Below are 12,582 nucleotides of genomic sequence, written 5' to 3'. Positions count from 1 at the left end.
TCGCAGGCCAATGATCAATGCCTTGTAGGAGTGGCCGCTGGCCGCGATCTGATTGCACTACGAAGCGAGATCGATCGCGGCCAACGGCCGCTCCTACAGGGGAAGAGAGGAGTTGTCGGGGCTTTCCTACAGGTAATCCGCAATCCGCGGAAACTCCTCCGCCACCTTGCGATGGCAGTCCAGGTAGAAGCGCGCAAACATTCCATCCGCTTCATCCGGCGATATAAAGCCCTCGCTGAACCCCGGGCGCACCGGGTCCAGATGCAGCTTCGCACAGGAGATGAACTGTGCCGCCAACTGGGCCATATTCTCGTCGCCCACGGAGATGCGGATGGTGGTGGGGTGGATATCCGCAGAGCGCAACGCTTGCGGGGACAACTCCGAGTGGGAAGTGAACGCCGGGCAGAGCACCATGGTGTTGGTCTGGCCCAGGCTCACCATCTGCCCGAAGGCCGGCTCCAGGGTGTCGAAGAAGCGTTTGAAGGCTTCGGCGGGAAGTTTGGCCGCCTCCATATCGATACTGAACAGCGGCGTGGGCAGGCCGTAGCGCAGCAGCCGCCGGCGCAGGTCGCTGTTGTCGTGTTCCTCCAGCGCGTGGCTGTTGACGCGGATCTCCGGATGGCTGGCGAAGAAGTGGCTGAGGCAGAGGGTGTTGATGCACTTCTTCAGCATGCGCATCTCCAGGGTGCGCATGCCGTTGTGCACCTCCCAGGCCTTGTCCGCGTCCAGGAAGGCGCCCTTGATGTAGTAGACATCCCAGAACAGGCAGCGGTCCCAGCTCACGCCCTTGGCGCTGTCGCCCTTGGGGATAAACATGCGGTGATTCTCGCCGATCACCACCCCGGCGGTGGTGCCGCCGGTGCCGCCGATATCCTTGGTGTAGGAATGCACCACGAAGTCCGGCCGCTCCGCCTTGTCTTTGCGCCGCAGCGGCCGGTACAGGAAAGGCGTGGCCAGGGTGGAGTCCAGGCTCACCAGGATATCGTGCCGGTGCGCGGCGGCACAGATGCCCGGCACGTCCAGCATGGTCCCGTGGGGGTTGCAGGGGGATTCCAGGTAGGCATGTACCCGCGCGCCGCCGCTGATCTTCTCGGCGCGGGACTTCAACGTATGCTGCAGCAACTGTTCAAACTCCTCCGCGCCGGTGCCGTCGAACCACACCAGCTCAATGGCCATTTTGTCCCGGCGCGCATAGTGATCCACCAGCAACTGGTGCACGCCGCCGTAGATATGCCGCGAGACGATCAGGATATCGCCGCGGGCGAGCTGGTTGGCCAGCAGCGCGTCGATCGCGGCCATACCGGAGTTGAAATTCCACGCCAGGTACTCGCCCGACTCGGGACCGCACTCCAGGTCGACAATGGCGTTGGCCAGGGAGATGGAGGTGGGGTTGAGCAGGCGCGAGTAGATATCGTGGCTGGGCTCGCGGCCGCGGAAGGCGTCGTCCACCCACTCGGTGCAGGCATAAATATAGGTGGCGGTGCGCGCAATCACGGGAGTGGCGGAGAAGATCGCCGGGATGTTGTCGAACAGGGGGTAGCCGCCGCGGGTGGCGACATTGAAATCGCCGCTCCCCTGCAGACTCTGGAAGCTGGCGCGCAGGGGGTTTTGCAGGGTGTCCAGCAGCTTGGCCAGTTGGAAGCTCATAAAGCGTTTGGCGTTGAACCAGGCGACTTTGTCGGAGCGGTCCAGTTTCTGCAGTGTGGCCGCGCTCTGGGCCCACAACTCGCTCAGGTTGCCCTGGGCGCGGTAGAGCAGTTCAGCGGTGTCAAGCAGCAGGCGGCCGTGCTCCGAACTCGGGTCAATGGAAAAATGCTGCAGCTGCTCGCGGGCCAGCTCCGCGGTGGTCGTCGCATTACTGCTGTTGCGCCGGGGGGAGAGAACTTTTGCATCTTGCAGATTGCTATCCATATTTGTCCTCAAAAATGGTTGTTTATTGTTATAGTTTTAACTGTAACAGTTGAAACCTTTTTGTGCATCCCCCTCCTCTGGCTGCGCAATTGACCGCAGCGAATTACAGGTTTGATCAAAAATCCATCAAACCTGTAATGGCGTGTAATGGCGTGTGATCGACCTGTTATCGGTTTATCCGTAGAGTAGTCGCCAGTGTTGAGGAGCGGCGGTTTACCCGGTGGTTATAGGGGGAATCGGTCTAAGGAAAGACACTCTTCAACACCGGATCCGAAGGACCGGACGCCGTGCCGAGAGAGGCACGGCGCGGTAGGAAGCCATTCAGCGCTAGCTGGATTGCCAGGTCGGGCTGGGTATACACAGAGCCTACGTCTGCCCAGTGTGAGGAAGGGCCTGGCCGGGGCACGGATGCTCCATTTTCGCTCTTGATAGTGTTGTTGTAACCGTCTGATGGTTGGGACCATCATTTGTTGCCGGCAGTGGGTTTTCGCTGCCGGCATTTTTCATTCGGGCCATCCATGGCCCTCACCCTTCGGGCAGCCTTCGGCTGTGCAAAACGGCTGTCCTGCCGTTTTGTCATTCGAGCCGCCATCCTTGGCTCGGAACGCCGAACCGCTCATCCTGCGGGCAGCCTTCGGCTGTGCAAAACGGCTGTCCTGCCGTTTTGTCATTCGGGCCGCCATCCCTGGCTCGGAACGCCAAACCGCTCATCCTTCGGGCAGCCTTCGGCTGTGCAAAACGGCTGTCCTGCCGTTTTGTCATTCGGGCAATGGCTCGCCACATCCCTGTGGCTCGGCCTTCGGCCAGCTGAAGCTGCCCAAATCCGTATCCTGCGGATTTGTCCCTGGCCCTCACCCTGCCGGGCAGCCTTCAGTTGTGCGAAACGGAGTCCTGCCGTTTTGTCGTTGTGAGGTGGGAGTTGAATAGCGCTAAATTAAGGGGCGGCAGGGCAATTTTTGTAGGATGGGCAAAGCGGAGTCCTCCTGTGGGAGCCTGCTTGCAGGCGAATTGAGGGCTCTGGGTTACTCCTTCTATCTCGCTCCAAACACCTGCCCGATCAGCACACTGCCCCGAGCAACGGGGTCTCTCCGGATTAATGCCTCCTCCTCGCCAATACGGCTGAAAAGCGTGGCCATGCTGCTGTCGATCACATGGCGTTCCAGGTCCATACCGGGCTTGTTGGCGATGGGCAATTTATCGTAGACCGCAAGCATACTCTTGTACTGGTCATAGAAACCGGTCTTGCGCAGGTTGCTTTCCACGATTGGCTGATAGCGCCGGCGCAGCGCGCTTTCGGTCTGGGCCCGGAAGTAGTTTGTGGCGGCGGTATCACCGCCCCGGATAATGCCCAGGGCATCATTGACCGTCATATTGCTAATCGCCTGTTTGAACACCGGTGCGGCTTCGGCCACTGCCTGCTCCGCGCCGCGGTTCATGGCGGTTTCCAGTTGGTCCACATAGCTGCCAAACCCGAACTGGCGCAGGCTGTTGGCCACGGGCCGGGCGGCTGCCGGGAGCTGCAAGTTGAATGCGCCTCTCTGTGACAGCCGACTGCTGGCGCGGTCGGTGCTGGTGTGCAGGGTTTCCTTGATACCGCTGGCGAGCCTGGAATCGGTATCATAGCCCGCGTTCCTGGCCACCTGGTTGCCCACATCGATCCAGGGGGACACGGCATCCATATTCTGACAGCCCGCTAATACTATTATCCCTGCCACTACCCAATATTGCTTCACGATGATCTCCCTCGTTTCCGGTTCGGTAATGCTACCGCGTGCCGAGTGGTGCGTCAGTGACAGAATTCCCGGTTCAGGGGCAGGTCCCTGTCGCTTGTGCCGGCAGTGGCCTGATCACTGCCGGCTAGCCAAAGCCGAGTGGGAGCCTGATCCGTGAAGGGGGAAATCAATATTCGCCCGACAATTTTGTCAGGCCGGTAAATCGCGAAAGGATTTCCTGAAATTCGGCCTCGCTGATATCGACCAGCTCCACCACGCGTCCGTACAGCATGATGGTCGGGACATTTCTCCCCTTTAATTCCTTTTGGGCTTGTTGCAGGCAATACAGTATCGCCCGCTCTTTCCGGGTGAGTCCGTCTCGCGCGTCGGGGATGTTGTCGTAATCGAGGTTGTCGTAATCGAGGTTGTCGTTCATAGCCAAAATCGAGCGGCAATTGGGTCGCATCCTGCCCGGCAAAAGCCGGGTTCGCAGCCGCGCCTCAGGGATGGGCGATCACCAGCAGGGTGCGCGCGTGTTTTTTTACACAGTCCACCGCCAGGCGCAGGTTCTCCGGGTCCAGCGCGGCGAAGCTTTCGTCCAGTACCACCAGCTCCGCGTTTTGCAGCAGCGCGCGGGCGATATACAGGCGGCTGCGTTCGCCGTGGGAGAGCTGCCAGCCCATCTCGCCCACGGTCTGCAGCATACCGGCGGGCATTTTTTGCAGCAACGGCTCCAGGCCCAGCTCGCGGCAGATGGCGTAGGCCCGCTGGACGCTTTCGTTGCGCGGCGGCCAGCAGTCGCCCATCAGCAGGTTGAACAAAAAGGATTCACCGAGCACGTGGTTTTCGTGGAACTGCGGCGCCGAGGCCACCAGCCGGCGCCACTGGTGCGCGCCCAGGCTGCTTCTGTCGTAACCGTGCAACAGTAGCAGGCCGTCGTCCGGGGTATGCAGGCCGGTGATCAGGTTGGCGAGGGTGGATTTGCCGGAGCCGGAGGTGCCCTGCAGCAGTATGCGGTCGCCGGTGGCGACGTTCAGGCCGCAGTCGCGCAGGGCCGGCCGCTCCTTGTTCGGGTACTTGAAACGCAGTCCCCGGGCATACAGCAATGGCTGCCCGCGTTCCGCCGCCGGCCGGCCGGGAGGAATGGAGGAGGGCGTTTTCACGCGCGCCGTCTCCAGCGCGAACAGCTCGCGCATATTGCGCCAGGCGATCGCCGCGTTCAGGGCGTTGGTGAAGCCGTGCATTCCCTTCAGCACCGCGCGGTAGCCCAGCAGAATGCCGCCCAGGCTGGCGGCGAGGGCGCCGCCCTGGGCCCCGCCGACGAAGGCGGGAATGAGGCCGGCGATACCTAGCACCAGCCAGCTGCGCGGCAGCAGCGCCACCAGCCGGGTCATGGCGTCGTCGGACGCTATCGCGCTCTGCAGGTAACCGCCCAGCTCTCGGTCCTCGCCCCGGTGCCAGTCCGCCGGCGGCTGCTGGGCGAGGCGGGTGCGGTGGCCCACCATCTTCTCGATCAGGCCGTGGGTCAGGGACAGGCGGCGGTCGGTCCAGCGGCTGCGCAGCAGGAATTGCCGCCGACACAGCACGACGGCGAACAGCAAAAAGACCGCGAGGGTCGCCAGGTGGAAAGCGCCGCCGGCGGCGAGGGCGAGCACCGGTACCATCAGGCCCAGCTCCACCACTGCCAGCAGGATCAGGAACCCCCCGTGCAGCGCGTCGGATTCGATATTCTCCGCGTCGAACACCCGGCTCAGCATTTGCCCCGAGCCCATATGGCGGATTTTCCCCGGTGCCATGCGCAGGGCGGCGGTGAGCAGCCGCTTCTTGATCAAGGTGCCGGTCTCCACGGAGACGATGCCCTGCAGGCGGGTGGTGAGCAGGGCGAAGGGAATCTGGGTGAACAGCAACAGCACCCAGGCGGCGAACCAGCCGGGGTCCGCCCTGCCTCCCAGCACCGCGACGCCGATCAGCCACCAGCCCAGCAGGAACAGCAGGTACTGGCAGGCGTGGGAGGCGATCAGCCCGGCCAGTTTCCAGTGCACCCCCTTTTGGCGCATCTGTCGCCAGAGGGGCAAACCGGGGGGCTGGCGCAACAGCCAGCAGGCCCCGATGGATTCGTGGGCCAGGCTCTCGTCGAGCAGCGCCCGCGCGGCCCCGGCGCGGCGTCCCTCGGCGATGCCGGCGTTCTCCAGCAGTTGCTGGATGCGTTGCCGCTGGGGCTTCTCCAGATCGCCGGTCAGTTGCGCAACCACGTCGTGGGTGCAAACCCGGCGGGTTTCCAACTGTGGAGTGAGCAGCCGCAGTCGTCGGCGTCCGCCGCTACACAGGGCCAGAAAGCGGTCCTCCCCGGCAAAGCGCAGGCGCACCAGCGCGGGCGCCGCGGAGGTCAGCAGTTGCACCAGCTCGGTATAGCCGACGCTGACCGCCTCCACCTCCAGGCCGATGCGCTGCGCCCCCCGCTGGATACGGCCGTCGATATCGGCGGCCGGATCGCTCCCGCCGGGCTCTTCCGGGGCGGTTTCCGCGCTGTCCAGCCCGGCCCTGTGCGCCAGGGCCTCCAGGGCCGCCTCCAACTGGTCTTCCGGCCAGCAAAGCTGCTGCAGAGTATCGCCGGATTCAGTCGCCATGGTGAATCTCCTCCCGCGGCGCAGCCGGCGCGGGTGCCGTCTCTTCCAGCCGGCCGTTTTCCATACGCAATTGCCGCCAGTCTCCGCTCTCCCAGCAACTGCGCCACATCTGCTGTTCCGCGGCCAGCAGGCGGGCGTACCGGGAATCCTCCCGGGCGGCCAATTCCGCCGGCGGGCCGTCCTCGACGATGCGGCCGTCGGCGACCACCAGCACCCGCGAGAAGTGCTGGGTCTCGGCGATATCGTGGGTGATGCAGATCAGGGTGGAGTGTCGCCAGAAGCGGCGCACATTGCCCAGCAGGCGTCGGCGTTGGTGGCGGTCCAGGCCGCGGAAGGGTTCGTCGAGAATGGCGCAGCAGGGGTTTTTCCTCCCCAGGGCGCGGCCCAGGCGCACCCGCTGGCCCTCGCCGCCGGAGACCAGCGCGCCGCTTTCGCCCAGGCCGCTCTGCAGTCCCTCGGGGAGATTGGCCACCAGCTCCAGCAGGTCCGCCTGCCGCAACACCGGGTAGAGGGGCGCGGTGCCGTCGCCGCCGTAGCGCAGGTTGTCCAGCAGACTGCGGTTCCACAGTTGCACCGCCGGGTCCACCCAGGCGCAGTGCCGGCGAAACTGCGCCAGCCGCTCGCCCCGCAGCTCCCCGCCGTTCACCAGCACGCGGCCGTCCGCCGTGCGGTGCCAGCCCAGCAGCAGGCCCACCAGGCTGGACTTGCCCGCACCGGACTCGCCGACGACGGCCAGGTGTTCCCCGGGTGCGATATGCAGATCGACATCCTGCAGGATCAGCTGCCCAGCGGCGCGGGCGCTGGCCTTGTAAAAGTGAATTTCCGCGGGCCCGTCCCAGGGCTCCTTTTCGTCATCCTTACCGTCCCCCTTGTCCGCTTGCGGTTCTTCCTCGACGGCGGCCTGCAGCGGTTCCAGCGCGCGCAGCAGGGTGTTGCGCTGCCGCGGGTACTCGCGCATCAGCGCCGCCACCTCCTCGCCCAGTGGCGGCAGGGCGAGTATCCAGTAGACGAGCAGCAGCAGGTAGGGCCCGGCGCCGCCGGTGGAAACGCAACCCAGCACCAGCACCGCCGAAAGCACGGTGTTCACCAGCAGCTGTACCGCCTGGCCGGAGAGCTGGAAGCGCAGGAAGGAGCGGCCGGCGCGGGCCCACTCGGTGAGCAATTGTTCGTGCTCGCGCCGCACGGCGGTTTCCGCCCCGTGGGTGCGGATAGGCACCATCCCCTGCAGTGCATCCATATAGAAGCGGCCCAGGGCGCCGGCGTGGGTCTGCACGCGCATGTCCCGGTCCCTGAGCGCGGGTTGGAATACCAGTGGAATCGCCACCTGCACCGCGGCCATCAGCAGCACCAGCGGCGCGGCGAAAGGGGCCAGCCAGATAATGCCGGCGGCGGTGGCGGCCAGGGAGAACGTTTTGTGCAATATGCTCCCGCCGAGTGCCGGCAGGTCGCGCAGGGCGAACACCCGGTGGCTGCGCTCGCCGGTATCCGAGACGGGTCGGCTGTGGAAAAAGTGGTCGGGTATTCGCGGCAGCTTTTCCAGCAGGCGCATGCGGAAGCGGCTCTCCAGGTGCCTGCCCAGGACCAGTTGCACCCTGGCCGCAGGGTACTGCACCAGCACCAGGGTGAGAGTGAAGGCCAGTGCCAGGCCGATGGCGGCCAGCCGCTGGGGAGTGGTGGCCAGCTCGCCGTGGATGTCGATCAGTCCGCGGAACAGCAGCACCTCCGCCATCAGTCCCAGCACCGAGGCCAGCATGGTCAGCGCCACTACGACGGGGGCCAGCAGGCCGTCGTCGCGCAGCAGTTGCCAGAGTTCGCGCAGCGGGCGCGGCGGCTTTTCGTCGAGGGCTTTGCGCAAATCCTCGGAGTCCGCCTGCGCCCGTTCGCGGCCCAGGTGGCCCTTGACCCGCACCAGCACGGCGCCGCGGAAGGCGAGGGTCGGCTCGCTGTCTTCAATTTCCGCCGCCTGTTCGCCGGGGGGTGTCCGGGGGCGCACGCACCAGTAGTTTTCCGGCACCAGCTGAACTGCGCGGGTGCTGTCTTCGGCAAACTGTCGCACCAGGCCGTCCAGTAGTTGGCCCGCCTCCCGGCCGCGCTTCAGCGCACCGGAGCCGGTCAGGGAGGCGAGCATGCGCACCGCGGCGTCCAGGAAGGCCAGGGGCTGCCAATGTTCGTCGGCCAGGGCCCGGCGGCACAGTTCCCCTTCGAGGTCCGGGGGAATTTTGAGCCCGCGCATCCGCTCCCGCAGCGGGGTGACAAACTCGTCGCCGCCGGCCCACTCGCGCCAGTCCGCCGCGGGCACCTCCATGGTATGGGTGTAGAGTTCGTTCAGGAAGCGGCGGGCGCCGAGCCAGCGCCTGCCGCTGGCCGGGTCCATCACCTGCACCAGGTTGCCGTGGCGGCGCCAGGCCACCACGAAATGGGTGTTGCCGTTGGGCAGGCGCACCACCACCAGGGCGGGCAGGTAGCGGATATCGTCGAGTGGCAGGTGGTCGGCGGGGACCACCACCTGCTCGGCGTCCAGCCCCAACTGCACGGCGATTTCCTCCAGGGTGTCGATGGAGGTGCCGTCCACATCCGTCTGGCAGGCGTCGCGCAGGCGGCCATAATGGGCGCTGACGCCGAAGCCCTCCAGCAGGCATTTGAGGGCCGCGGGGCCGCAGTCCATATTGGAAGTCTGGATGACCTCCGGCGCCAGCCGGCGGGGTTTGCTCATCTACAGCGCTCCGGCGGCCGGTGGGTTGCCGTCTTCGCCGGCCATCCACTCCCCGGCGCGCTGCAACAGCAATTGGTAAGGGGCCTTGCGCGCGGTGACGATTTCCACCGCCGCCGGCAGGTGGTGTTGCACCGGCAGCCCGGGGGGGACGTCCCCGTCGATCACCAGTTGCACCAGCACGCGGCCATCCTGCACCGCCGCGGCCACCCGCTCCACCCGCGCGGAGAGTTCGCCGTAGCGGGTCCAGGCGAAACCGTCCAGGCGCACCCGGGCCCGCTGCCCCGGGTTGATATGCCCCAGTGCGGCGGCGGGCTCGAACTGCGCCTGTACGCGGATTTCTCCCGGCGCCTGGATACTGGCGATCACCGCGCCGGCCTCGAGCATTTGGCCCACGTTAATATCCGCCAGGGAGGCCACCACGCCGCCGATGGGCGCGCGGAGGTGGTATTGATCCGCGGTCAGCGCCTGCTGGCGCATCCGGGTATCCGCCTGCACCAGTTCCTGTTCCGTGGCCGCCAGGCGCCGGGCCAGTTCCGCCCGGGACTGTCGATGGTCCGCTTCCAGTTGCACCAACCGCTCCTCAGCCGCTTTCAGCTCCGCCTCTGTTTCCAGGGTATCCGCGGCCATCTGCTGCTGGCTGCGCTTGGCGGTTAGGTAATCGAGTTGCGCCCCTTGCTGTTTGGCCGCCAAGCTCTCGTAGCGGGCGGTGATATTCGCCTGGATTTCCAGGTTGCTCTCCAGCAGCGCATGGCGTTCGCGCAACAGCGCGAGCTGCTCCCGCTGCGCGGCGCTGTCGCGCTGGAAATTGTTGTCCACCAGTTCCTGTTCGCGCCGCAGGGATTCCAGTTGCTGTTCCAGACTCCGGGCCACCCGGTTTTCACCGGCGATGCCCAGGTCCAGCGCCGAGGTATCGAGCTGCAGCAGGGCATCGCCATCGGCCACGGTATCGCCCAGTTGCCGGTGTATCGCGACTACCCGCCCCGATTGCGGAGCGCTGAGCTGCACGGTATTGCCGAACTGCTGCAACCTGGCTTCGCTGCTGACCTTATAGACGGTGATTCCCGCGATAAAAAACCACAGCCCCCAGGCTGCGAACAGCAGCAGGCCGATAGCAGCGGCCACCGCCTGTAATCGGGTACCGTCGGCCTTAAGGGCGCGGGTGGTGTGTAGAAAGGGCGTACTCATCCGGGTACAACTGGGGTTCCATAGTGAAGCGGCGTTTTTATTCTTCGTCGATTCGCCGGCAAAGGACCGGATTTTAAGTGAGGGGAGGAATTTTTACCAATGCCCTCGCAATAAAAGGCACTGATGGACGAACCTGTAGGAGCGGCCGCTGGCCGCGATCGGCCTGGCTTGCGTAGCGCACGCCGATCGCGGCCAACGGCCGCTCCTACAAGTAGCAGAAAGCTTCGAAAGTTGCCGTTATGGCTTCGGCGGGAATTGGGAGAGTGGGAATTTACGTCCGGCTTTTACTTGAGATTTGGCTTTCATGGCTTTTTTCCTTTTGTCTGGTTTTTGGCTTGGAAGGTCAGTTTTGGACGTCCAATTTCGGGCCGGCTTTTACCTGGGATTTTGTTTTCATGGTGTTTCTCCTTTATCTGGTTGTAACTACTCACCCATTGGGGGACCCGCATTGATTTACCGAAAGCACCTTGTAGGAGCCTGCTTGCAGGCGAACGGCTACGGAGCTCCGTTCTTATTCGCCTGCAAGCAGGCTCCTACAGGGAGTGAGTAGTTACATCTGGTTTACGGTTTATCGTGGATGTCTAGGTCCGGGCCTGCTTTCACTTGAGACTTGGCTTTCATTCGCACCCCTCCGGTTATTCTTGGTTTGAGGTTTGATAGGTTAACCGTGGATCTGCAGTTCCGGGCCGGCTTTTACCTGGGATTTGGTTTTCATAGCGTTCTCCTTTTGTCTGGTTTGCGGTTCGAGAAGTCAATTATTGACCTTCAGTTCCGGACCGGCTTTTATCTGGGATTTTGTTTTCATAGCGTTCTCCTTTTATCTGGTTTGCGGTTGAGATGTCAAAGTTGAATGTCCAGCTCCGGGCCGGCTTTTACCTGAGACTTGGCTTTCATGGCGTCCCTCCTTTTATTTGATTGGTTTGTGGTTTGGATACACACCCGAGCCGCAAGAACCCCTGAAAAACAGAGTCGCTGGCGTACTCATAGCAAAAGACTAACCGCTTTGGCCTGCTGAGTCACTCCCTGTCGACCGTCAAAAACGGAACTGTGTATCTTTTGGGGCCTGCCAATCATGGGGCGTGCGTTCTTTAATTACTTTGCGGTTATGCGCGGCATTTCCGAGCCCCGGATGGCGAGGGCCATTAGGGCAGGCTTCGCTGTGCTCATCAAAGGACCGGATTCTAAGTGAGAGGGGGATTTTTTACCATTGCCAGGCGGAATAATAGCACTGATGGACGAATCTGTAGGAGCGGCCCATGGCCGCGATCGGTGTACGCTACGCTAGCCAGGCCCATCACAGCCATGACCGCTTTTGCTTGGGCGCTATTTTGGTGGAATGGGATCAGTAATAGCGCTCGACCTTGTAGGGATAGAGGCAAATATGCTGGAAAGAGTCTATGGCGGTGTAAGAATGGAGGCAGTGACCCGGCTACTGCCGGGTTACCTTCCAATAGGCTTGGACATCAAGTTTTGGGGGGTTGGATTTTGAGCTCCGGACCGACTTTTACTTGAGATTTGACTTTCATGACATTCCTTCTCTTTCATTTGATTTGTGGCTCGATATGTCAATCATCTCGAACTTCCAGCTCAGGACCAGCTTTTACCTGGGATTTGGCTTTCATGGCATTTTTCCTTTTAACTGGTTTGTAGTTTGAGGGGTCAGTTGGTGTCGTGGATGTCCAGTTCCGGGCCGGCTTTCACTTGGGACTTAGCTTTCATAGCGCTTCTCCTTTATCTGGTTTGCGGTTTGATGAATCAAACGTGGATGTCCAATTCGGGACCGGCTTTTATCTGAGATTTGGCTTTCATGGCGCCTCTCCTTCTACTTGGTTTGAGGTTTGGATACATCATACCTGAGCCGCCAGAACCTGAAAATCGAGTCGCAGGCGTACTCACCGCAAAAGACTAACCGCTTTGGCTTGCTGAGTCACTCCTGTCGATCGTCAAAATGGACCTGTGTATCTTTTACGGCCCCTGTTAAAGAGCGCGCTCATCGCTAAAGATACATACTTTTTACTCAGCCCGCCGCCAATCGCGGCGTTTCCGAGCCTTGGGCGGCGAAGTGCTCGTCCGATGTCGGGGCCATTGATGGGCACGCTTCGCTCATCCTGCAGAAAGTCGGTTGTAGCTGCGAGTGGTCAAAACCTTGCCGAACTTGTAATGGTGTGTAATTTGCGTGTGATCGACCTGTTATCGGTAAAGGCATTGATGCACCACCCCGTAAGAGCGGCCCATGGCCGCGATCTGCCTGGCAGCTCGCGGCCATGGGTCGCTCCTGCTCAGAGAATTGGAAAGCTTTGATTGTTCAATAAGGGATGGTCGCATCCCCTGGTACCGATGGATTGGTCGCTTTTACTTGGGAGCTGTTTCGCTGGGATGGGAGCAGTAATAGCACTCGCCCTTTGGGAAAGGGTATCCGGAAAGACTATGGAGG

General features: G+C 62.6%; 6 protein-coding genes. All 6 read right to left on the bottom strand.

Annotated elements, in window-relative coordinates; all coding sequences use genetic code 11:
• Nucleotides 1-126: 126 nt before the first annotated feature.
• The gene (locus FHS09_RS02950; RefSeq protein ID WP_183456527.1) at nucleotides 127-1,911 is read right to left on the bottom strand and encodes a PLP-dependent transferase; all 1,785 of its coding nucleotides are present in this window, start codon (nucleotides 1,909-1,911) and stop codon (nucleotides 127-129) included.
• A 1,031-nt stretch (nucleotides 1,912-2,942) separates the two neighbouring features.
• Entirely contained in the window at nucleotides 2,943-3,590 is a 648-nt protein-coding gene (locus FHS09_RS02945) for a DUF4197 domain-containing protein (RefSeq protein WP_183456525.1), read from the bottom strand.
• A gap of 220 nt (nucleotides 3,591-3,810) precedes the next feature.
• Nucleotides 3,811-4,059, bottom strand: coding sequence for a hypothetical protein (locus tag FHS09_RS02940; protein ID WP_183456523.1), 249 nt, complete (start codon nucleotides 4,057-4,059; stop codon nucleotides 3,811-3,813).
• A 64-nt stretch (nucleotides 4,060-4,123) separates the two neighbouring features.
• A complete protein-coding gene (locus FHS09_RS02935; protein WP_183456521.1) occupies nucleotides 4,124-6,250 on the bottom strand; it encodes an ATP-binding cassette domain-containing protein in 2,127 nt (708 codons plus the stop codon).
• The gene (locus FHS09_RS02930; protein ID WP_183456519.1) at nucleotides 6,240-8,963 is read right to left on the bottom strand and encodes a cysteine peptidase family C39 domain-containing protein; all 2,724 of its coding nucleotides are present in this window, start codon (nucleotides 8,961-8,963) and stop codon (nucleotides 6,240-6,242) included. Before FHS09_RS02930 ends, FHS09_RS02935 begins: the two co-directional genes overlap by 11 nt.
• Nucleotides 8,964-10,148, bottom strand: coding sequence for an HlyD family secretion protein (locus tag FHS09_RS02925; RefSeq protein WP_183456517.1), 1,185 nt, complete (start codon nucleotides 10,146-10,148; stop codon nucleotides 8,964-8,966).
• Nucleotides 10,149-12,582 lie beyond the last annotated feature (2,434 nt).

This window comes from Microbulbifer rhizosphaerae, from assembly GCF_014191725.1.
Lineage (GTDB): Bacteria > Pseudomonadota > Gammaproteobacteria > Pseudomonadales > Cellvibrionaceae > Microbulbifer > Microbulbifer rhizosphaerae.
Note: the sequence above shows the minus strand (reverse complement) of the source record. Positions and strands in the feature narration are given on the sequence as shown.